This is a genomic window from Hymenobacter cavernae (genome assembly GCF_014641455.1).
In the GTDB taxonomy this organism is placed as follows: Bacteria; Bacteroidota; Bacteroidia; order Cytophagales; family Hymenobacteraceae; genus Hymenobacter; species Hymenobacter cavernae.
This window is the reverse complement of sequence record NZ_BMHT01000006.1, coordinates 346,931-369,173: the sequence shown is the minus strand read 5'-3', so window position 1 is coordinate 369,173 and position 22,243 is coordinate 346,931. Positions and strand designations below refer to the sequence as shown.

The following is a 22,243-nucleotide window of genomic DNA, read 5'->3' as shown; positions in this document are numbered from 1 at the left end:
AAGTGGCTTCTAATAACTTCATCGATTACGTAAAAATCTGTTGCCGCTCGGGACGGGGCGGCGCTGGCTCACACCACTTCTTTCGCGCTAAAGGCCTACCCAACGGCGGTCCGGATGGCGGCGACGGTGGCCGCGGCGGCCACATCATTCTGGAAGGCGACTCGCAGCTCTGGACGTTGCTGCACTTGCAGTACCAGAAGCACGTTATTGCCGGTCACGGCCAGGGCGGCGGCGAAAACCTGCGCAGCGGTGCCCAGGGCGAAGACGTGATTCTTCACGTACCCCTAGGTACCATCGCCCGCGACGCCGAAACCGGCGAGAAAAAAGTGGAAATAACCGAGCACGGCCAGCGCATAATTCTGACGCCCGGTGGTCGCGGCGGCCTAGGTAACGACCACTTCAAAAGCGCCACCAACCAAGCCCCGCAGTACGCCCAACCCGGCGAGCCCGGCATTGAAGAATGGGTAGTGTTAGAGTTAAAGCTGCTCGCTGATGTAGGCTTGGTAGGCTTCCCCAATGCTGGCAAGAGCACGCTGCTCTCCGTGGTATCGGCCGCTAAGCCGAAGATTGCGGATTACGCTTTCACCACGCTGGTGCCTAACCTAGGTGTGGTGGCGTACCGCGACTACAAGTCATTTGTGATGGCCGACATTCCCGGTATCATCGAAGGGGCGGCCGAAGGTCGGGGCCTAGGTACGCGTTTCCTCAAGCACATCGAGCGCAACTCCATCCTGCTCTTCATGATTGCCGCCGACAGCGACGACATCGCCGCTGAGTATCAGGTGTTGATCAGCGAGTTGGAGCAGTTCAACCCGGAGTTGCTGGAGAAGCGCCGCCTGCTAGCTATTACGAAATCAGATTTGATTGACGATGAGCTAGAAGCCGAGATGCGGGAGACGCTGCCGACGGATGTACCCAGCGTCTTTATTTCCAGCTTAACCAACAAGAACATTCAGCCGCTGAAGGATATGATCTGGAAGGCGCTGCATGAGTAAGCTAGCCTTACTCTTCAATAGTGGAGCTATAAGTGTTGTCATAGATCTCACTTAGTGATACGCCTTCGAATTGCCAATGAGGGCACGGCGCAACGCTATAAGATATGTCTAGTACTTTTCGTGTTGCAGCAGTCAATGACATTTCTTCATTGTCTAATCTTACTTTCTTGGAGTTGACAACAACAACAGTTGTGTCAGTTGCTGTACAGGTAAGTAGCGCGCCAGTTGGTATTTGCATCTGATCAAAATTTAAGCTGGGACGCTTCTTTTGGAGTTTTACTCCAGCAGTGACTTCAGATTGCTCAAGTGTTGAGGGCTGATTTTCTATTTCCGCAGTAGCATCCTGTACATGAAGTAATTTCAGTATAGCAATTGCTTGAATAGGTTCAATACTGAAGAACTCTCTTTTAGGGTTGATGCGGTGAGGCGCGAAGGCTAGATGTAGAGCTTTCTCAACTTCTTCAGAGTTGGGCACTCTACAAACAAATTCTAAGTTAAAGGGCACTGGAACGCCTGTAGTGTAAAGTTGATCAATGCGAGTTTTTGCATCATCTTGACTCGTACGACCAATCTTAACCATGCCTGGCATAGCCGGGTTGGTTAAAACATAAACGACGCTAAGATTTGGTTGAGGTTGGAATCCTGAATTCATAAGAGAAGGTAAATAAGCTAGCCTCTTAAAAGTAAGGTTTACTTCCGTGCCACAATGGCAGCAACCTAGGCTTTGGCAAACTCCTTGCCCTCACACCTTTGCCAATCGGCTAAAAATCAGTGAAAAACCCGTTTCGACGACTTTTTGATAAAATGGCTGACGAGAATAACGTACCCCAGGACGACAACCTGACTGCCGACTCCGACCACGTAGCTGGCGAAATGACGGATACTGCTGCGCCAGAAGGCAGCACTGCCCAACCGGAAGCCACTAAAACCGACGCAGAGCTAGCTGAACTGAAAGACAAGTACTTGCGTTTGGCTGCTGAGTTTGATAATTATAAGCGCCGCACCGCCAAGGAGCGCCAGGACCTGTTCAAGAGTGCTAACCAGGAGCTGATGCAGGTGTTGCTGCCCGTGATTGATGACTTCGAGCGCGCCCGTACCCACACCCAAGCGTCGGAAGACGTAAATGTGATGCGCGAGAGCCAGGATATCATCTACAACAAGCTGCTCAAGACGCTCCAGCAGAAGGGCCTCACCCCGATGGAAACAAAAGGCGGCGCGTTCGATCCGGATCTGCACGAGGCAATTACCCAGATTCCGGCGCCGTCGGAGGAGCTGAAAGGCAAGGTAGTTGATGAGGTGGAAAAAGGATACTACCTAGGTGATAAGGTCATTCGCCACGCAAAGGTGGTGCTGGGCCAGTAAAAAGAACGTTGTTATGCTTCGACAAGCTCAGCATGACAGACGACATATACGACAATGGCAACGAAGCGAGATTATTATGAGGTGTTGGGCGTGGCAAAAACCGCGTCGGGCGATGAGATTAAGAAGGCCTACCGCAAAGTAGCCATCAAGTTTCACCCCGATAAAAACCCTGACGACCCAACGGCCGAAGAGAAGTTTAAGGAAGCGGCCGAAGCATACGAAGTGCTGTCGGATGCCGACAAGCGCGCCCGCTACGACCGGTTTGGTCATCAGGGCGTGGGCGGAGCCAGTGGTGGTGGCCCGAACATGGAGGATATTTTTTCCCAGTTCGGCGACATTTTCGGTGGCGGTGGCTTCGAAGGCTTCTTCGGTGGCCAGGGCCGCTCGGCGGGTGGCCGTCGGGTGAAGAAAGGCTCGAACCTACGCATCAAGCTCAAGCTCGACCTGGAGGAAATCGCCAACGGCGTCGAGAAGAAGATCAAGGTGAAGCGCTATGTAGCCTGCAACACCTGCTCGGGCACGGGCGCCAAAAACGGCACCGAGGTGAAGGAGTGTGGCACCTGCCACGGCCAGGGCCAGGTGAAGCGCGTGGTGAACACGATGCTAGGTCAGATGGTCAGCTCTTCGACCTGCCCGACCTGTAACGGCGAAGGCAAAATCGTGAGCCAGAAGTGCGACGTATGCCACGGCGAAGGCCGGCAGTTGCAGGAGGAAATCATTCCGATCAACATTCCGGCCGGTGTGGTTGACGAAATGACGCTTTCGATGGGCGGCAAAGGCAACTACCCCGAGCGTGGTGGCGTACCCGGCGACCTGCTTATCCAGATCGAAGAGGAGCCGCACGAGTTCTTGAAGCGTGATGGCAACAACATCATGTTCGACCAGTACATTTCTTTCGTGGATGCGGCCCTAGGTGCCAGCGTCGAGGTTCCGACTATCGAAGGGAAGGTGAAGATCAAAGTGGAACCTGGTACCCAGCCCGGCAAGATTCTACGTCTGCGGGGCAAAGGCATCAAGGATATCAACGGCTACGGCCGCGGCGACCAGCTCATCCACATCAACGTCTGGACGCCGAAGAACGTGAGCGGTGAGGAGCGCGAGTTGCTTGAAAAGCTGCGTAACGCTCAGAACTTCACGCCGAACCCTGGTAAGAATGAAAAGGGCTTCTTCGAGAAAGTGAAGGAGTACTTCCAGTAGAAATTACTCTCTTGTGTTTAAAACGCCTGTCCTCTTTGAGGATGGGCGTTTTTGTTTTTGGCTGACTTCAAATAGGTCGTCATTTCGACCAGCGGGAGAAATATCGCGTGCAGTAATAACTCCAAGCGTTAGAAGGTTACCAGTGCACGCGAGATTTCTCCCGCTGGTCGAAATGACATTCCATTGGCTATTGAGAAAGCCAGCCGAAAAAATCTTTCTTAATTTCTGTAATGCAGAAGCTAGGTTAGCGATTCATGCTGTGTAAATCCTGAACGCCGCCCCTTGCAACCCCAATCAGCAGCTTTTGTCGCCATCATCAATGCCCATCAAGCACTGGTTCAGCGCGTGTGTAAGCTGTACTGCCAGGATGCCGACGACCGGCAGGATTTGTATCAGGAAATTGTGTTGCAACTCTGGCGGGCGTATCCGCGCTACGAACCGCACGCGAAGATCAGTACGTGGCTCTACCGCGTGGCCCTGAACGTGGCCATTTCCGATCTGCGGCAGCGTACGCGCAAACCCATTGCCGACCGCCTCGGCACCAATCTGCCCGACCTAGCTCTGCCGCCCGACTCTGGCCCCGACGCGGATGACCTAGCCCAGCTCTACCGCGCCATCGAGCGATTGTCAGAGGTGGAAAAAGCTTTCGTGCTGCTCTATTTAGAAGAACGCACCTATGAGGAAATAGCGGACATCCTAGGTATCACGCAGAACAATGTGCGCGTGAAAATGCACCGCGTGCAGGAGAAACTTCGCCAACTGCTTACCCACCTTGTCTGATGGAACTTGATGATTTGCGCCAGCGCTGGCGCCGACAACCCACGGAATCTACCCCTCCCTTAACTCCCGAAGCTATGCAAGCTTTTCTCGCTCAGGCCGCCGACAGTCCGTTGCTGCGCATTCGCCGCAATGCCCAATACGAAGCGGCTTTTGCTCTACTGACTCTGCTTGTGGCAGTTGGCGTAGTTTTATTCGTGCGCGAGGCTTACCCACGAGTTATGGCGCTATGGTTGGCGCTGGTGTGCATCGGCTCCTTGTATTATCTCTACCAGAAGCTACATACAGTCAATCTGTTGCAGCCTGCAGCCAAGGCGCTACGCCAGCAACTAGCGCAGCAAGTCAACGGCCTGCGCCGCTTGGTGCAGATCTACTATCGTCTCACCATGCTGACGCTGTTGGGTACATTCGGCATTGGTTTCGTTATGCAGGCGCTACGATCTGCGCGCACCGAGCACAGCCTAGCGCTTATTGGGAAACTAGCCATTCTGCTGGTCACCTATGGGTTAATTAGCTGGCTTGCCTACCGACTACTACAGCGTTTTACCCGCTGGTATCTGCAACGAGTCTACGGTCAGCACATCGACCGGCTGGAAAGCTGCCTGCACGAATTACCTGCCGCCGACTAGCTCCGGTAAAGTAAATAGATGCAGTTGAGGCTAGCTTTTCGCCCGCTTATCCCTGCTGTTTAACCTTTCGGTTAAATTCTGCGCCGCCGTGCGGCCGAACTCTCTACCTTTAGTTGAAACCTTTTTCTACCTCTTCCCCGTGACCCCAATCTTACAGGCTATCGACGTACACAAGCAGTACGCTGCCCACACCGCGCTTAGTGGTGTGAGCCTTGAAATTCCGGAGCGCAGTATTTTCGGACTACTAGGTCCGAACGGCGCTGGCAAGACCTCGCTCATTCGCATCATCACCCAGATTACGGGCGCCGATTCGGGCGAAATTCGCTTTCGCGGCGAGAAGCTCAACCCGAAGCACATTGCCCAGATCGGTTACCTGCCGGAGGAGCGCGGGCTGTATAAGAAAATGAAAGTGGGCGAGCAGCTCCTCTACCTAGCCCAACTCCGCGGCCTCAGTCGCGCCGATGCGTTGCAGCGCAGCAAGGCATGGCTGGAGCGCCTCGATCTGAAGCCCTGGGCCAATAAGTTTGTGGAAGACCTGAGCAAGGGCATGCAGCAAAAGGTGCAGTTCATTGCCACGGTGCTGCACGAACCTAGCCTGATCATTCTGGATGAGCCGTTTTCGGGCTTCGACCCGATCAATGCCAACCTCATCAAAGACGAGATTATCAACCTGCGCGAGCAGGGCGCAACCATCATTTTCTCCACGCACCGCATGGAATCGGTAGAGGAAATGTGCGACAACATTGCCCTGATTAACCGCTCCCGCAAGGTGCTCGACGGACCAGTCGGACAGATTAAGAACACCTTCAAAACCAACACTTTCGAGGTGGAAGGCAAGGGTCGCTTGATGGTGGTGCACCCCGATTTTGAAGTAATAGAGCACAAAGAGCGCGAAAACGGCTTCTTCTACGACCGAATCCGGCTGCATGCGGGCACCACGCCCAACGACTTGCTGCGCTACCTCATCAACAACGTGGAGGTGCACGCCTTCCGCGAGCAAATACCTAGCATCAACGAAATCTTTATCCGGCGTGTGCAGGAAACCATGCCGGAGTCGCTGGTAGAAGAGGTAGCTAGCTGATCAATACCTAGGTTGTGCCGCGCTGCACGAGGCATCGCGCGCGCAACAGTAGGTTACTTCGACAACATCAGCACGCGAGATGCTTCGCGGGGCTCAGCATGACGTTCTTTCAACGCTTATTGATCTTGACATAAAAACATGAATTACAAATTCTGGCTTATCGCTCAGCGCGAATACCTGACCCGCGTCCGTAAAAAGAGCTTTGTGGTGCTCACGCTGCTAGTACCGGTGCTGATGGCGGGTTTCCTCTTCTTCATTGCCAAACTGGCTAAGTCCGACGACACGAAGGTGGATGTTATCGAAGTGCGCGACGAAACCAACCTAGGTCTCACAAGTCGGCTACCTACGACTGAGCAGCTGCTGTTTCTTCCGGCGGCTGGTTCGCTGACCGAGGCAAAGCAGAGCTTCCAAAAGTCGAAGCACGATGGCTTGTTGTACTTGCCGGCCAACCTAGACGTGCAGAATCCGCAAGGCATTCAGCTGTTTGCCAAAGGCAACGTGAGCCTAAGAAAGCAGCGGGCCGTAGAAACGGCGCTCGACAAAGTGTTGTCGGAACTGAAGATGAAGCAGTCGGGCTTGTCGCAGGAGCAGCTGAATAGACTTAACTCAACCGTGAGCGTCACTTCCGTGAGCCTCGATGAGCAAGGCCAGGAGAAGAGCAGCAATGCCGGCGCTACTACGGCTGCGGCCTACGTGCTGGCGCTGCTCATCTACATGTTCATCTTTATCTACGGCGTGCAAATCATGCGCGGGGTGGGGGAGGAGAAGTCGAACCGCATTATGGAAGTGATGCTGTCTTCCGTAAGACCTTTCGACCTGATGATGGGTAAGATTATGGGCATTGCCGCGGTGGGCCTCACGCAGTTTGTGCTCTGGGCCGTGCTTTCTTACGGCACCAGCACGTTGGTAGGGACCTTCGTCGCTAAGTCATTCACCTCCAAATCAGTTGCTGCCGCTACGGTTACTACGAATAATTCGGCAGCAAATAGCGGAGCAACTGCCACCACTACGGAGAGAAAAGACGAAGCCAGCGCTACCCCAGCACCCACGAACGGGATAGACACCGTTTTTAAAGCCGTTGGCGCACTGCCGCTGGGTACTATCCTGGTAGGCTTTGTTATCTACTTCCTGGGCGGTTATCTACTGTACGGCGCGCTGTTTGGCGCCATCGGCGCGGCCGTAGACGACCAGACCGATACGCAGCAGTTTATGTTTCCCGTCACGATACCGCTCGTGCTCAGCTACCTCATTGGCATATCGGTCATTCTGCGGAACCCCGACGGGCCAGTTGCCTTTTGGATGTCGATGATTCCGTTTACCTCGCCCATTGCAATGGTGATTCGTTTGCCGTTCGGGGTCCCGCTGTGGCAGCTAGGGTTGTCGGTGGCGCTGCTGATTGCCGGCTTCATCGGTACGGTATGGGTTGCTGCCCGCATCTACCGCGTAGGTGTGCTGATGTACGGTAAGAAGGTGACGTACAAAGAGCTAGGTAAGTGGATGTTCTATAAAGGCTAAAAGAGGAGCCACTGTGTAGAGACGCAATACTTTGCGTTTCCTCGTTGAGCAAACGAACCTAAAAAGCTAGGTCGAGTTGTTCTGGGAGGAAACGCAAGGTATTGCGTCTCTACATTGTTAACGTACCACCCCCATACGACGCGGGCGAGAACAGGCCGTGGCGCTTTTTATTCTGACTTATTTCCGATGATCCGTACGCTCTTTCTGCTCCCCTTATTATTTGCCCTGCTCAGCTTCACTACTGCCGACCGGCCCGCGTACCGCCTCTTCACCGCCACCGGCAAAGCCGCCGACTACGACCAGATGCTCAAAGAGCTAGCCCAGGCGGATGTCGTTCTGTTCGGCGAGCAGCACAACGACCCGATTGCACACTGGCTGGAGCTACAGTTGGCCAAAGACCTGGCCCAACGGAAAGCCGGGCAATTGGTGCTTGGTATGGAAATGTTTGAGCGCGACGTGCAGCCGCTCGTGGAGCAATACAACGTGGGCGAGCTGGATGATAAAGCCTTTGAGGAGCAAAGTCGCCCTTGGCCCAACTATGCTACCGACTACAAACCGCTGCTTCAGCTTGCCCAGCGCCAGAAGCTGCGCGTGGTAGGCACGAACGTGCCGCGTCGTTACGCCTCGCAAGTCGCCAAAGCTAGTCTAACCGCATTAGATGCGCTGCCCGCCAGTGAAAAAGCTTGGATAGCACCGCTGCCCGTCAAGGTTGATTATGAGCTGCCCGGCTACAAAAACATGCAGGCTATGTTCGGTGGCGATGGTGCCCACGGCGCCGGCGTGCAGAACATCATCCAAGCCCAAGCGTTAAAAGACGCTACCATGGCGTACTTCATTCGCCAGAGTCGCCAGCCTGGTCAACTCATGCTGCATTTTAATGGCAGCTACCACTCCGACAACCACGATGGCATCGTATGGTACCTAAAGCAAGCCGACCCGAAGCTGAAGATTCTGACTGTGTCGACAGTAGCGCAAGAAAACCTAGGTAAGCTGTACAAAGAGAACGAGCAGAAAGCCGACTACGTACTGGTAGTACCAGCCGATATGACCAAGACGTATTAAAGCTCATGATGCTCTCTACCCTCACCCACACTACCTTACCCGATCAAAAAAGGCTGAAAGCCATCTGCAAAGCCGTTGCTGTGCTCGATGCGCTCAACTCGCCGGAGTACGAATACCGCTATTATTCCTACAACCAGAATTGGGCGGAGGGTGAGGAAGTATTTGAAATGCAGGATGGGGAAGGCGACCAGATGCTCATTCTGTTTCGGGCCGAAGGCTGCGTGATCAACGGCTACGCGGATGGTTACGACGAACAAGATAAGAACCAGTTGACGCGTGGCTTACCAGCGGTGTTCGATGAATTCATTTTCGGCGAACCAGTCAATTCTATCGGTACTACGTTTTGCCTCTGGTATACGCCAAAAGATAAATGGCAAATCGGGCAGTTGGAAACCGACGAAGACGGCTCCGAGAACTTCCTGGAAATATTCGACGGCAACCCGCAAACGTACATTGATTGGGCCAGCGAGTACTACGACGAAGACCTAGGTAGGCCGGCGCCATCCTTGGAGGCAGCAACAAGCATTTACCAAGGCAAAACGCTGACGAAAGAACTGGTACTTGCCATCGTGCCCGAGGTAGCCGATTGGCAGCAGCTCGAAGCCGACCTACAGGAAATCGGCTACCCCTACGATTTTAGCTAACCGGCGAAGCTTAGCCTAGGTAAAACAACCGCGTGTGTTCGCCTGTCTACCTCAGTATATGGCAAGACAGACCACCTTCCTCACCGCCGATTGGCACTACTTGCTGTTAGCAAACTACGCGGTTGAGGCAAGCGTGCTGCGGCGCCATTTGCCGGCCGGGGTGGAGTTGGATGACTGGAACGGCACGCACTATGCCAGCATAGTGGGGCTGCTGTTTGAAAACACGCGCATGCTAGGTATTGGCTTTCCCTGGCACCGCAACTTCCCAGAAGTAAACCTGCGTTTTTACGTCCGGCGCAAAACAACTGATGGTTGGAAGCACGGCGTTGTATTTGTGAAGGAAATAGTGAGCAAACCAGCTATCATGTTGGTCGCCAACACCATCTACCAGGAAAAGTATGTGGCTTTACCCATGCGCCACCACATCGAAGCTAGGTCCACGGGCGAGCTAGCTTTAGACTACAATTGGAAAGTGAAGGGTGAGTGGAACTACCTGCGCGGCGTTGCGGCTGCCGCTTCCGAGCCTATTCCGGAACACAGCGAAGCCGATTTTCTGACCGAAAATTACTGGGGCTTCACTCGGCGTAGTGCCACGCGAACATCGGAATACGAAGTGGTGCACCCACGCTGGACGATGCGTAGCGTTGCCAACTTCGCCTTTCACTGCAACGTAGCGGCGCTTTACGGCCCGGAGTTCGTGGAGGTGTTGCAGCAAAAACCGACTTCCGTCTTCATGGCCAATGGCTCGGCCGTGAAGATTATGAGTGGCGAAAAAGTTTACTAACAAAAAGCCCCAACAACTTCAGTTGTTGGGGCTATGTATGAGTGCTGCTTATCGCTGCGCTTACGCCGAGAACGACGAGCCGCAGCCGCAGGTGCTTTTCGCTTGCGGGTTGTTGAAGACGAAGCCGCGTGCGTTCAGGCCATCCTGGAAGTCGACTTCCATGCCCATCACGTACATGGCGTGCTTCTTATCCATGATGAGCGTAACGCCGTCGAGGTCGAAGGTTTCGTCCAGATCTTTGGGCTTATCGAAGCCGAGCAGGTAGCTCAGGCCCGAGCAGCCGCCGCCCTGCACGCCCACGCGCAAGCCGTATTCGGCCGGTACGTTTTTCTCGTTGAGAATATTCCGAACCTCATCCAAGGCGCGCGGAGTGAGGCTGATAGGAGCAAGCTTGGTGGAAACGGCAGTTGCCATAGTGCGTTCCTGGTTAGGTAGATAAAGTGCAAAGATACGAAGTCAGCAGAATCAACGAGTGACCTTCTGGTGCTTAAACAGCCGACGCGGCCATCCGGTTCACAACTTATCTTTGTCAACTATTACGCCAGGGTTTCGTTCATGATTTGCTGGCCTGATTTTACCTATACCTAGCTTTTCACTGATTCGCAAGCAGAATGCTTGTGTTGCTTACTCGCATGAATACAACCCTTTACATTTTCGACCTACTCAAAATTATTCTGCCGGCGCTTATCGTGGCTGGCGCCGTTTTTCTGCTAATTCGCCAATACTTAGAGAAAGAGCAGCAACGCCGGCTGATTGAGCTTCGCTTGCAGGGCACCAAGGAAATATTGCCCGTGCGTTTGCAAGCCTACGAGCGGGTGATTTTGCTGCTGGAGCGCATCACGCCCAATAATCTGCTGGTGCGCCTGAACAGCTCCGGGCAGTCGGCCTCCGAGTTTCACCGCGTGTTGTTACAGGAAATTCGCGCCGAGTTCGAGCACAATCTCAGTCAGCAGCTTTACATGAGCCCCGATGCGTGGGAAGAAGTAAAACAAGCGAAAGAGCACATTCTCACCCTGATTAACAAAGCGTATCAAGGCTTGAACACGCCTCAGCAAGCCCGCGGCACCGAGCTGGCCAAGCGCGTCTTGGAGACTTTGATTGCAGACGAAACCGATCCAACGGCACGCGCTATCAACATCGTTAAGCGCGAAGCGGCAGGCTTGTTTTAATCGACTTATTCCTAAAATACTGTCGTCCTGACGCAGGAAGGACCTACTGCCAGTTGAACGAGTCGTTAGTACGATGGCCGTCCAACTGGCAGTAAGTCCTTCCTGCGTCAGGACGACAGTGCGGTTTGAAACCTAGGTGCTAAACTATACCAGCGCCAATTGCGCATCAATCGCCCGCTGATAGCAGGCTTCGTACAGCGGTACAATCCGCTCGATGTCGAAGTCTTCGGCGCGGGCGCGGGCAGCGGCTTTGAACCTAGGTAGGTTGTCGTCTTGCAGGATAAACAACCCTTTTTGCACCATGTCCTCCACGTCGCCGATGGCGCTGATACTGCCCGTAACGCCATCTACATTCAGCTCCGGAATGCCACCCGCGTTGGTGCTCACGACGGGTACTTCGCAAGCCATAGCTTCGAGGGCCGCTAAGCCGAAGCTTTCTTTTTCGGAAGGCATCAGGAATAAGTCGGCTACGCTGAGCACTTCTTCCACGGCTTCGAGCTTGCCCAGGAAGCGTACGTCGTGGCTGTGTTCCAGCTCCCGTACGATCTTCTCAATACGCTGACGGTCAGGACCGTCGCCAACCAGCAGCAGCTTGGCGGGAATCTGCGCCCGCACGCCGGCAAAAATGCTGACTACATCTTCCACGCGCTTCACAGAGCGGAAGTTAGACGTATGCACGAGCAGCTTTTCGTTTTGCGGCGCAATGGCCGCCCGGAAGTGCCCTTTGTTCTGCTTCTTAAAGCGAGCTAGGTCGATGAAGTTGGGAATCACTTCAATGTCCTTCTCAATGGCAAAGTGCTGGTAGGTCTCAGCTCGCAAATCTGCCGAAACCGACGTAACGCCGTCACTCTGGTTGATGCTGAAGGTAACCACCGGCTCGTAGCTGGCATCTTTGCCCACCAAGGTAATATCAGTGCCGTGCAGCGTTGTGATAACCGGCACCGTAATGCCTTTCGTCCGCAGGATCTGCTTGGCCATGTACGCCGCCGACGCGTGCGGAATAGCGTAGTGTACGTGCAGCACATCCAGCTTTTCGTTCTGCACGATGTCGACCATCTTCGACGCTAAAGCTAGCTCGTAGGGCGGAAACTGAAACAGCGGGTACGGCGGCACATATACCTCGTGGTAGAAGAGGTTTTCGTTGAAGAAATCGAGGCGGACAGGTTGGCTGTAGGTGATAAAATGGACACGGTGTCCCCTCAAGGCCAAAGCTTTACCTAGCTCAGTGGCAACGACGCCGGAGCCGCCGAAGGTGGGATAACAGACGATACCAATATTCATGTGGGCAGGGGCGGGCAGTAGCGCGAAGCTCCAGCTTCGGGCTTTGTTGAATGTCATTTCATCGAACAGCAAGAGGCCAGGTGTTCAACGAAGGGCGAAGCTGGAGCTTCGCGCTATAAACAAAAATTGGCGGCAAGTCACCTACAAGATGCTTACCGCCAATTGCGGATCAGAGTTCGGGAAGAAAGGCGGAACAACACATCAGGTCTTTAGCAAAGACTTGTAAATAACATCATGGATGCGCGTACGGATGTTATACTGGCGCAACTTGTTGTTACCCGCATCGGGGTACACCCGATTGGAAAGAAAGATGTAGAGGATTTTGTTTTCAGGATCGAGCCAAACGCAGGTACCTGTGAAGCCGGTGTGGCCGAAAGTGCTGGCCGGCGATAGGTTAGAAGTTGGACCTTCTTCTTTCTCAGGCGTACCGTGGTCCCAACCCAGGCCCCGCCGGTTGCCGGCGAGCTGCGGTTTGGCAAAATCCGTCACAACCGGCGACTGGAAGTAGCGCTTGCCACCGTACTGGCCATTTTGCAGGTTCATCTGCATTAGAATAGCCAGGTCGTTGGCATTCGAGAACAAGCCTGCGTGCCCGCTGATACCGCCCACCATGGCCGCGCTTTGATCATGGACGGTGCCTTGCAGCTGCGTGTGGCGGTAGTACGTGTCGTTCTCAGTAGGCGCGATGCACACCTGCGGAAAGCGCTGCAACGGATTGTAGGTCATGGTGCTCAGACCTAGGGGCTGGTAGAAATTAGCTTGCAAAAACTGCTCAATGGGCTGTTTCAGCAGCTTCTCGCACACATGTTTCAGAATGATAAAACTCAGGTCGCTGTACTCCACCGGGTATTTGCCTTTCACTTTGGGCAGCAGCGTAGAGCGCTGAATCCAGGTCCACACGGAGTCGTTGGCGTTCTTGATGCTGTAAGTGCCGGGTACAACTTCGTTGGGGAAGTCGCTGGAGCGGGCGCTGGCGTAGAAGCTAGGTTTGAGGCCGGCTTTGGTCACGGTTCGCTCCCAGGTTGGAATGCCGGGTTTCAGACCAGCTTGATGCACAAGCACTTCGCGCACCGTCATGCTCTGCTTGTTGGTGCCGCGCAGTTCCGGCAAGTACTCCGAAACTTTGGCGTCGAGGTTCAGCTTGCCCTGATCTTTCAAATACATGACGGCCTGGAGCGTGCCGGCTACTTTGGTCACCGAGGCTAGGTCGTAGAGCGTACTTTCGTCGATGGGGCTCTTCTTGTCGTAGGTCTGGTAGCCGTAGCTTTTGTCGAACACCACGGCGCCATTCTTCGCTACAATCACCTGACACCCAGGTGCTGCCGCGTAAGCCGCCATTTCCAGCGTGATGTTATCGATCTGGCTGAGGATCTTGGAATCCATGCCCTCGCTCTCGGGAGTGGCGTAGCGCAGGCGGTGCAGATCCGGGGTCGGGATACCTAGGCCTGCCTTCAGCGTCGGCGACACCGTGACCGGCAGCCGGCCACGGGCAGGCAGCGCGCCAAACAGCACCTGCGGCACCACCAGCTGCGACGGATAGTTATCCTCGTAGCCGCAAACCAGTGTGCGGGCACTTTCTAAATACTTAAGTGAGTAGGCGTTACCCATTGCCACCACCACCGTCTTGATGCGCTTATTAGCCTGAAGCTGCTGCAGGAATTTCAGCGCGCCTTCCCCGATGCCGTAGCTGTGAGTAGGCGTATTGTTCATGCTGTGCAAGCTCACTACTACCGTGTTATAAGGCGCCAGCTGCGTAGAGATGCGCGCAAAAGTAGAGTCGACAGCGTAACGGTTCGGCACCGAGTAAACCGGGCCAGACTGGTACTTGCCCATAATCTCGCTATAAGTACTACCCACCGGCGAACCGATGGTGACGGAGGCAATGCGTAGCGTGTCTAAGCGGGTGAAGGGCAGTATATTATCCTCATTTTTCGCCACCGTTACGGCGTGCTCATAGATTTCCTGTTGCACCGTGCGGCTCAGCGGCCGGTTCAGGTTCTGCATCAGGTTGGGCAGATCAACGGAGCGGTAGTGGTTGAGCCCGGCCCAGTACTTGGCCCGCAAGATTTTGCGCACCCGGAAGTCGATGTCTTCCTGTGTAATACGCCCGGCCGTAATGGCTTCCCGAATCTTCTGCTGCGCAACCGGCACGTCTTCCGAGAACAGCAGCACGTCGTTGCCGGCTACCAAGGCCATAGCGTCTACCTCACCGGGCTTATAGAGATTGGAAACGCTCTTCATGTTGAGCGCATCGGTGAAAACCAGCCCTTTATACGCCATTTTGTCCTTTAGCAAGCCCGTCACCAAGTTGCGCGACAGGGTAGTAGCCTGAGTACGCACCGTGTCGAAAAGCGGCATGTACAGGTGCGCCACCATCACGCCCATCACGCCGGCGTCAAAGGACTGCTGAAAAGGGTAGAGGTCAACATTCGTCAACCTAGCCATGTCAGTGTTAATAACGGGCAGCGCTACGTGCGAGTCAATATCCGTGTCGCCGTGGCCGGGGAAGTGCTTGGCTACGGCAATAATGCCGTGGTCCTGCAAGCCGCGGATGTAGGCAATGCCGCGCTTCGATACCTGATCTTTGTTCTCCCCAAAAGAACGGTTGCCAATGACCGGATTGTCGGGGTTGGAGTTGACGTCGATGACCGGCGAAAAGCTGACCTGCACGCCCAACGTCTTCATTTTGAGCGCAATTTCACGGCCCATCTGGTACACGTACTGGTCGTCGTCCATGGCACCTAGGGTCATTTCCTTGGCGAAGTGCATGGAGCTGTCGAGGCGCATGTCGAGGCCCCACTCGGCGTCGAGGGCAATGAGCAGCGGTACTTTGGCTTCGGCCTGATAACGATTCGTAAGGGCTGCCTGTCGGCGCGGGCCGCCCTGCAAAAACATCAGCCCACCAATGTTGTAGTTACGGACGAGGTCGTCGATGTGCTGAACGTGCTTCTTATCCTTGTTGGAGTAAGCCGCCACCATGAACAGCTGACCGATGCGCTGGTCGGGCGTGAGCGTGTTCATCACGCTGTCCACCCAATTTTGCTCGGCCGCCGTGATGGGCCGTTCACCTTTATCGTTGGGGGCGGAAGACGATATAATCAGACCCGTAACGGCCAGCAGAAGCAGTAAGAGTCTAATCCGAAAATCCTTGAGCATCGGCTCCCGTGATGATAGCGTAATGTTGAATTCGAGCGGAAATAGCCCTACTTTTGTCTACTATTGAAAAGCGGTAGACGCCCCGCAAGCGGCGGTTTTAACTGCCTGCAGCGTAGCGTCAAACCTTCCAGAAGCACTGAGGCGAAAGTCCGTTCGGTGCTGCGCAAACAAAAGTTGGCCGCAAAGTTACGGATTATTTCCCGAGGCCGAATGTCGGCTGGCTTTAGCCCGTTCCTTTTGTCTTTGCTAACCTATTCATTCTCAACTTCAGTTCCCGGCCCATGGCGGACGTGATTCAGTTGCTTCCCGAATACCTTGCCAATCAGATTGCGGCGGGCGAGGTGGTGCAGCGCCCGGCCTCAGTGGTCAAAGAGTTGTTGGAAAATGCGGTGGACGCCAATGCCACGCAGGTTCGCCTGATCATCAAAGAAGCAGGCAAGCAGCTCGTGCAGGTAGTCGATAACGGCGCCGGTATGTCGCCCACCGATGCCCGCATGAGCCTGGAGCGGCACGCCACCAGCAAGATTCGCTCGACGGAGGACTTGTTTAAAATCAGGACCCTAGGTTTTCGCGGCGAAGCGCTGGCCAGTATTGCGGCCGTGTCGCAGCTGGAGCTGCGCACCAAGCAGCGCGACTACGACACGGGCACGCTGCTGCTGGTAGAAGGCTCGCAGGTGACCAGCCAGCAGCCCGTGGCCTGCCCCGATGGCACGAGCATCTCGGTAAAGAACCTCTTTTATAACGTGCCCGCTCGGCGTAACTTCCTGAAAAGCAACGCCGTGGAAATGCGCCACATTCTGGATGAGTTTCAGCATGTGGCCCTGGCTAATCCGCAGATTGCTTTTTCGCTGCACCAGAACGAGCTAGAGGTGTTCAACTTACCGGCGGGCAAGCTCAGCCAGCGCATTGTGGCCTTGCTGGGCAACGGCTACAAGGAGCAGCTGGCTCAGTGCGAAGAGGTGACACCCTTTATTAGTGTGAAGGGCTACATCGGCAAGCCCGAATCGGCCAAGAAGAGCCGCGGCGACCAGTTTTTCTTCGTCAACAACCGCTTTATTCGCTCGGCTTACCTTAACCACGCCGTGCTGGCTGCCTACGAAGGCTTGCTGCCCCGCGACACGCACCCGTTCTACGTGCTGTTTCTGGAACTCGACCCTAAGACGATTGATATCAACGTGCACCCCACGAAGACGGAAATCAAATTTGAGGACGAGAAAACTGTGTATGCCATCGTGCGGGCGGCTGTGAAGCAGTCGTTGGGCATTCATAACATGGCGCCTTCGCTCGACTTTGAGGGCGACGTGAACTTCGCGCCTATCCAGCCGCTGCGCGTTTCGGATACGGCTAAGAACAGCTTCGACACCAACTTCCGCCCCGATGCCCTGGCTTCGGCGGCTGCACGAGCCGCGGCACCTAAGGAAGCTAGCTCGAAGGAGAAAGTCATTCCGGAGCGCAGCATTCCGCCGCGCCCAACAGAAGAAGCGAAGCGCGGGCTAGAAGAATTTTACCGCTCTTTGGGTCAAACGATAGTGCCGGATGTGCCGGCCTCGCCGCCGACTAACCCATTCGCGAAAGCTAGCGTTACACCGCCGCCACCGCCACCAGAGCCCGCGCAGCCAGTCTCGGCGGCCGAGCTGCCGTTGCGCGAAAGCAGCAGCGGCCCCGGCAACCGCGTGATTCAGGTGCACCAGCAGTACTTATTGGTGCCGGTGAAATCGGGCGTGATGCTCATCGACCAGGCAGCAGCACGGGAGCGGATTCTGTATGAGCAGTACACGCAGGCGCTGGAACGGGAGAGTGGCCTTTCGCAGACGCTATTGTTTCCGCGTACCGTCACCTTCTCGCCCCAGGATTTTGCGGTGCTACGCGAAGTGACCGATTCGTTGCACGCCCTAGGTTTTCGCTTCACCGAGTTTGGCCCCAATACCATTGCCGTCGAAGGCATTCCGGCCGACGTACCCGCCCGCGACGAGAAAGAGCTTTTTGAGGGCCTGATCGAGCAGTTTCGAGTTACTTCCAGTTCCGTACGGCTCGACCGGCGCGAACAGATGGCACGCGCCCTAGCCCGGCGCGTAGCCACCACCAGCACCGGCAGCCGCCTGGCCGAAGTAGAGATGAACACGCTGGTGGATAAGCTTTTCGCCTGCTCTATTCCTAGCTACACGCCCGACGGGCGCCGCACGCTGGTGCTGTTGGAGCTTAGTCAGTTGCAGGAGTTTTTCCGTAAAGGCTAGCAGTAGCGCGAAGCTCCAGCTTCGCGCCGCGTTGAACGATTTGCGTTGGTGCAAGTTCAACAAAGGACCTTCAACGATCCGCGGAGCTGGAGCTTCGCGCTATCTTCGCTTATGTTCAATCTCACTCCTACGGTTCGGACGCTGCTCTTTATAAACCTAGGTGTTTACTTTTTGGAGACCCAGATGAAGCAGGTGATAGTGCCATTTGGTGCGCTATACCCCATCGGCTCTATCAACTTTCATCCCTGGCAGTTCGTCACTTACATGTTCTTGCACGACCCGAACTCGTTCATGCATGTTCTTTCCAATATGTTTGGTCTGATTTCTTTTGGGCCGTTGCTGGAGCAGCGTTGGGGTGGCGAAAGGCTGCTTATGTTCTGGATGATCTGCGGGATAGGTGCTGGGGTGTTATATTCCGGTGTGCGTTATTACGAACTCCATCAAATAGATGAGGCGCGCATTGAATTCCGACAAAACCCAACTGGTGTAGGCTTTGCGGAGTTCTACCGAGATTTTGCCCCAGAAGAGTATGATCCGGGAAGAGCTGCGACAGCTACAGCTTTAAATCGTAACCCAAACGAGCAGTCGTTGATTTCTGCGGCTGTTGAAGATGTAAACTCATTTTATTCCCGGACAATCAACTCCCCAAGCGCAGGTATGCTAGGTGCTTCCGGGGCACTGTTTGGGCTGCTCTTCGCGTTTGGCTATTTGTTCCCCAACACGGAGCTGATGCTGCTCTTCTTCCCATTTCCCATAAAAGCCAAGTACTTCGTCACGCTGTATGCCCTTTATGAGCTGTACGCGGGCATCCACCAGGCTCCGGGCGACAATGTGGCGCATTTCGCGCACTTGGGCGGATTGTTGATTGGCTTTATTGTGTTGAAAATTTGGGAGCGAAGCCATACCCGATTTTATTGATTTTTCTGCCTCATGAGTATTCTCAATGACATTCGCACTGCCTTCAGTCGCCGCGACAATGCGCTGAATCAGTTGTTGCTGATCAACGTGCTGGTGTTTGTGGCCCTAATTCTGATTAGGGTTGTCACCTTTATTGGTGGTAGCGGCGGGCTGTACGAAGACGTCGTTCGGATCTTCAGCCTGCCCTCCGAACCGGATTCGCTGCTACGTCGCCCCTGGACGGTGCTCACGTATGCCTTTCTGCACCAAGGCTTTCTGCACATTATCTTTAACTTGCTGAACCTGTATTGGTTCGGCTCGCTGGTGCGCGAATACCTAGGTGACCGGAAGCTCGTAAGCCTCTATATCCTAGGGGCACTGTGTGGGGCCGTCCTGTTTCTGCTCAGCTACAACCTGATTCCCGTCTTTCGGATGGGGCCACCGGCCGAAGTGCTAGGTGCTTCTGGCGCCGTTACGGCCATCATTGTTGGCGCAGCCACGTTGCTGCCCGACTACACGTTCAACCTGTTCCTATTCGGCGCAGTTCGCATCAAATACATTGCGGCCGTAGTCGTCCTAATTTCCTTGGCTGGTATTGATGGCGGAAATGCCGGTGGCGAAATAGCCCACATCGGCGGCGCCATCCTAGGTTTCGTCTTTGTCAAGCAGCTCCAGCGCGGCACCGACCTAGGTCGTCCGGTGCAGGCCGTCGGCGATTTTGTCGGGAGTGTGTTCAGCGGCCGGCCACGCCTGCGCGTGACGCACCGCAGCCGTGCTAGCGAGCCTGCAACTGCTACTCGGCGTGCTACCGTTGTAAAGCCCGAGCAAGACGAGATTGATTTGATTCTGGATAAGATTTCGCGCTCCGGCTACGAGAGCTTGTCGAAAGACGAGAAGCAGAAGCTCTTTCGGGCTAGTCAGAAGTAGAGCAAGAGGATAGTAAAACAGAAAGGCCCGTTGGTACACCAACGGGCCTTTCTGTTTTACTATCCTACTTGTCTTGATTAAGCCGGAGTCGATTGGCCCATCTTATCCAGCGCGTCCATCACTTCCTTCACGTGTCCACGCGAAGTTTCCAGCAAGGCTTTTTCCTCTTCGTTTAGCTGAAGTTCGAGCACTTTCTCGATACCATTCTTGCCCAGAATAACCGGCGCACCTAGGTATACACCATCGATGCCGTACTCGCCTTCCAGCTTCAGGCAGACGGGGAACACGCGGCGTTGGTCGCGCACGATGGCTTCTACCATCTGGGCGGCAGCCGCACCGGGCGCGTACCAGGCCGAAGTGCCCATCAGTTTCACCAACTCGCCGCCACCGACGGCTGTGCGCTGCACAATGGCATCAAGCTGCTCTTTGCCGATTAGCTCCGTTACCGGAATGCCGCCTACCGTAGTGTAGCGGGGCAGGGGCACCATCGTATCGCCGTGGCCGCCCATGAGCACCGCCTGAATGTCTTTCGGGCTCACGTTGAGCGCTTCGGCCAGGAAAGCGCGGTAGCGCGCCGTATCCAGGATGCCAGCCATGCCGAACACCTTATCGCGTGGCAGCCCCGAGGTGAGATGCGCCTGATAGGTCATCACGTCGAGCGGGTTGCTTACCACGATGATGATGGCATTGGGCGAATACTTCACCACCTGCTCCGTCACCGACTTCACGATGCCGGCGTTGGTGGAAATCAGATCATCGCGGCTCATGCCGGGCTTGCGGGGTAGTCCCGAGGTAATCACAACTACTTCTGAATCGGCGGTGCGGCTATAGTCGCCGGTGACGCCCACAGTGCGGGAGTCGTAGCCGATAATGGGGGACTTCTGCCAGATATCCAGGGCTTTGCCTTCGGCGAAGCCTTCTTTGATATCCACTAACACCACTTCATTGGCAATTTCGCGGGTGGCGAGAACGTCGGCACAGGTAGCGCCTACGTTGCCGGCTCCAACTACGGTTACTTTCATCGGGGGAATGGGTTGGGAGTGAAATTTGGGATCCGTGTAAATGTAAGTAAAACCCGTTCACTTCAACAGTAGATTTTCCAGCTTGCCAAGCAGTTGCAAAACCTGAGTAGAAACCTAGGTTTCTATGCCTTACTAGTCCGTAAAACCAGCACGTTTTCGGTTTCAGGCGTCACTTTGTAGCGGTCATCGGGGCGGTAGCCGATAACCCAGGCAATGCGGCCGTCGGCATTCACCAGCACACGCACGTCGTCTTTCAGGTTGAGCGGTACTTTTTGGTCAATGAGGAAGTCGCTGAGCTTCTTCTTGCCTTTCATGCCGAGCGGCATAAACCAGTCGCCTTCCTGCCACGGGCGCACCGTGAGCGGAAACTGGAGGCGGTCGGCATCGAGGGCCGTTTCGTTGCGGCCGCGCGGCAGCGTGAAGCCTTCAGCCTCGCGCAAGATGGCCGTCAGGCGCAAACCGTCCGCTACTAGCTCCGGCTGACCGGCCATGAGCTGGTGCGTGCCGAAGCGAGCTAGGTTTTTGCGGGTGATAACCAGTTGGTCGCGGTCCTTCACCAGCGTGTGCGTCGGCGATTCAAACTGCCGGCCCGCCGGCGCTTTAAACGCTGCTACAATATCTTTCACCACCAAATAGGAGAAGTTGAAAGACTGTAATAACTCATGCAGCACCAGCGCCACGGCCGCCGTAGCTTGCAGCGTCGCGATGTTGAGGTAGGTTACTTCCTCTTCCACTTTCTGCGCTTGCGCTGCCGTATCGGCCACGTAGCGCCGCAGAATTTCCTCGGCGCCGCCCACGCGCTCGGCCGTGTATTGCAGCGTCTGATCTAGGTTGGGGTTGATGTCGCGCAGCACTGGCATTACGTCGTGGCGGAGGCGGTTGCGCTGGTAAGTGGTGCTGTCGTTGGAGGAATCTTCGCGCCAGGTAAGCCGGCGCTCAACTACGTAATCGAATAGTTCTTCCTTGCCGATACCTAACAATGGCCGCACTAGGTAGCCGTTCTTGGCCGGAATACCGTGCAGGCCAGCTAGCCCCGTACCATGTGTGAGGTTCAGAAGCATCGTTTCGGCAGCATCGCGCTGGTGGTGGGCGGTGGCAATGTAGTTGAGTTGCTGCATTTGGCGCAACCGCTCAAACCACTCGTAGCGCAGCACACGGGCGGCCATTTGCGTCGAAACTCCTTCCTGCTCGGCAAAGGCCTTGGTTTGGAAGAACTCGGCGAAATAAGGGGCTTCGTACTTCTTGGCCAGCTTGCGCACGAAGTCCTCGTCGGCATCGGCTTCTTCGCCGCGCAGCCCAAAGTGGCAGTGCGCTACGGCAAACTGCACGCCTAGCTTATGGAGCACATCAGCGAGGGCCACGGAATCGATGCCACCGCTCACGGCGACAAGCAGTTGGTCGGTAGGAGGGGAGAAGAGGCTGTGCTCTTCAATGAACTGGCGAACTTGGTCAAGCATAATCGGTTTGTTCTAGCGTCAGGCCCAAAAGCTAGCTTCTGCTGAAGAAAGCTA

At 55.1% G+C, this 22,243-nt stretch carries 20 protein-coding genes; 14 read left to right on the top strand and 6 right to left on the bottom strand.

Annotated features, from left to right (window positions below):
• Positions 1-2 precede the first annotated feature (2 nt).
• Entirely contained in the window at positions 3-995 is a 993-nt protein-coding gene (obgE, locus tag IEX74_RS17605; protein ID WP_188815321.1) for a GTPase ObgE, read from the top strand.
• Between the two features lie 7 nt (positions 996-1,002).
• Here obgE and IEX74_RS17600 read toward each other — a convergent pair whose 3' ends face one another.
• A complete protein-coding gene (locus IEX74_RS17600; protein ID WP_188815320.1) occupies positions 1,003-1,647 on the bottom strand; it encodes a GIY-YIG nuclease family protein in 645 nt (214 codons plus the stop codon).
• A 152-nt stretch (positions 1,648-1,799) separates the two neighbouring features.
• Here IEX74_RS17600 and IEX74_RS17595 point away from each other — a divergent pair, with 152 nt between their 5' ends.
• The 9 genes from IEX74_RS17595 (at position 1,800) to IEX74_RS17555 (ending at position 10,046) form a co-directional block, all read left to right on the top strand.
• Positions 1,800-2,357: a nucleotide exchange factor GrpE gene (locus tag IEX74_RS17595; RefSeq protein ID WP_188815319.1), complete on the top strand. Its 558-nt coding sequence runs from the start codon at positions 1,800-1,802 to the stop codon at positions 2,355-2,357.
• Between the two features lie 54 nt (positions 2,358-2,411).
• A complete protein-coding gene (gene dnaJ / locus IEX74_RS17590) occupies positions 2,412-3,554 on the top strand; it encodes a molecular chaperone DnaJ (RefSeq protein ID WP_188815318.1) in 1,143 nt (380 codons plus the stop codon).
• A 282-nt stretch (positions 3,555-3,836) separates the two neighbouring features.
• Complete coding sequence (locus IEX74_RS17585; RefSeq protein ID WP_188815317.1) at positions 3,837-4,334, top strand: RNA polymerase sigma factor; 498 nt, start codon at positions 3,837-3,839, stop codon at positions 4,332-4,334.
• A gap of 74 nt (positions 4,335-4,408) precedes the next feature.
• Positions 4,409-4,960: a hypothetical protein gene (locus tag IEX74_RS17580; RefSeq protein ID WP_188815316.1), complete on the top strand. Its 552-nt coding sequence runs from the start codon at positions 4,409-4,411 to the stop codon at positions 4,958-4,960.
• Positions 4,961-5,099: 139 nt separating this feature from the next.
• The gene (locus tag IEX74_RS17575) at positions 5,100-6,041 is read left to right on the top strand and encodes an ABC transporter ATP-binding protein (RefSeq protein ID WP_188815315.1); all 942 of its coding nucleotides are present in this window, start codon (positions 5,100-5,102) and stop codon (positions 6,039-6,041) included.
• 138 nt (positions 6,042-6,179) lie between these two features.
• On the top strand, positions 6,180-7,556 hold the full coding sequence (locus IEX74_RS17570) for an ABC transporter permease (RefSeq protein WP_188815314.1): 1,377 nt from the start codon (positions 6,180-6,182) through the stop codon (positions 7,554-7,556).
• A gap of 186 nt (positions 7,557-7,742) precedes the next feature.
• The gene (locus tag IEX74_RS17565) at positions 7,743-8,618 is read left to right on the top strand and encodes a ChaN family lipoprotein (RefSeq protein ID WP_188815313.1); all 876 of its coding nucleotides are present in this window, start codon (positions 7,743-7,745) and stop codon (positions 8,616-8,618) included.
• A gap of 5 nt (positions 8,619-8,623) precedes the next feature.
• A complete protein-coding gene (locus IEX74_RS17560) occupies positions 8,624-9,262 on the top strand; it encodes a hypothetical protein (protein WP_188815312.1) in 639 nt (212 codons plus the stop codon).
• 58 nt (positions 9,263-9,320) lie between these two features.
• The gene (locus tag IEX74_RS17555; protein WP_188815311.1) at positions 9,321-10,046 is read left to right on the top strand and encodes a YqjF family protein; all 726 of its coding nucleotides are present in this window, start codon (positions 9,321-9,323) and stop codon (positions 10,044-10,046) included.
• A 60-nt stretch (positions 10,047-10,106) separates the two neighbouring features.
• On the opposite strand, the gene IEX74_RS17550 is transcribed toward IEX74_RS17555, so the two are convergent.
• Entirely contained in the window at positions 10,107-10,460 is a 354-nt protein-coding gene (locus IEX74_RS17550) for a HesB/IscA family protein (protein WP_188815310.1), read from the bottom strand.
• A gap of 218 nt (positions 10,461-10,678) precedes the next feature.
• Here IEX74_RS17550 and IEX74_RS17545 point away from each other — a divergent pair, with 218 nt between their 5' ends.
• A complete protein-coding gene (locus IEX74_RS17545) occupies positions 10,679-11,215 on the top strand; it encodes a DUF7935 family protein (RefSeq protein WP_188815309.1) in 537 nt (178 codons plus the stop codon).
• A 144-nt stretch (positions 11,216-11,359) separates the two neighbouring features.
• Here IEX74_RS17545 and bshA read toward each other — a convergent pair whose 3' ends face one another.
• Both bshA and IEX74_RS17535 read right to left on the bottom strand, forming a co-directional pair.
• On the bottom strand, positions 11,360-12,496 hold the full coding sequence (gene bshA, locus IEX74_RS17540; protein WP_188815435.1) for an N-acetyl-alpha-D-glucosaminyl L-malate synthase BshA: 1,137 nt from the start codon (positions 12,494-12,496) through the stop codon (positions 11,360-11,362).
• Between the two features lie 201 nt (positions 12,497-12,697).
• Positions 12,698-15,652, bottom strand: a complete 2,955-nt coding sequence (locus tag IEX74_RS17535; RefSeq protein ID WP_188815308.1) for a serine hydrolase domain-containing protein — start codon at positions 15,650-15,652, stop codon at positions 12,698-12,700.
• 281 nt (positions 15,653-15,933) lie between these two features.
• On the opposite strand from IEX74_RS17535, the gene mutL reads away from it, so the two are divergent.
• The 3 genes from mutL to IEX74_RS17520 all read left to right on the top strand — a co-directional run bounded on the left by mutL (position 15,934) and on the right by IEX74_RS17520 (position 19,710).
• Positions 15,934-17,886, top strand: a complete 1,953-nt coding sequence (gene mutL / locus IEX74_RS17530) for a DNA mismatch repair endonuclease MutL (RefSeq protein WP_188815307.1) — start codon at positions 15,934-15,936, stop codon at positions 17,884-17,886.
• A 111-nt stretch (positions 17,887-17,997) separates the two neighbouring features.
• Positions 17,998-18,804 carry a rhomboid family intramembrane serine protease gene (locus IEX74_RS17525; protein ID WP_188815306.1) on the top strand — a complete coding sequence of 269 codons (807 nt, stop codon included), beginning with the start codon at positions 17,998-18,000 and terminating at the stop codon, positions 18,802-18,804.
• A 12-nt stretch (positions 18,805-18,816) separates the two neighbouring features.
• Complete coding sequence (locus IEX74_RS17520; RefSeq protein ID WP_188815305.1) at positions 18,817-19,710, top strand: rhomboid family intramembrane serine protease; 894 nt, start codon at positions 18,817-18,819, stop codon at positions 19,708-19,710.
• Positions 19,711-19,787: 77 nt separating this feature from the next.
• Here IEX74_RS17520 and mdh read toward each other — a convergent pair whose 3' ends face one another.
• Both mdh and tilS read right to left on the bottom strand, forming a co-directional pair.
• Positions 19,788-20,732: a malate dehydrogenase gene (mdh, locus tag IEX74_RS17515; protein ID WP_188815304.1), complete on the bottom strand. Its 945-nt coding sequence runs from the start codon at positions 20,730-20,732 to the stop codon at positions 19,788-19,790.
• 122 nt (positions 20,733-20,854) lie between these two features.
• The gene (gene tilS / locus IEX74_RS17510) at positions 20,855-22,189 is read right to left on the bottom strand and encodes a tRNA lysidine(34) synthetase TilS (RefSeq protein WP_188815303.1); all 1,335 of its coding nucleotides are present in this window, start codon (positions 22,187-22,189) and stop codon (positions 20,855-20,857) included.
• Positions 22,190-22,243 lie beyond the last annotated feature (54 nt).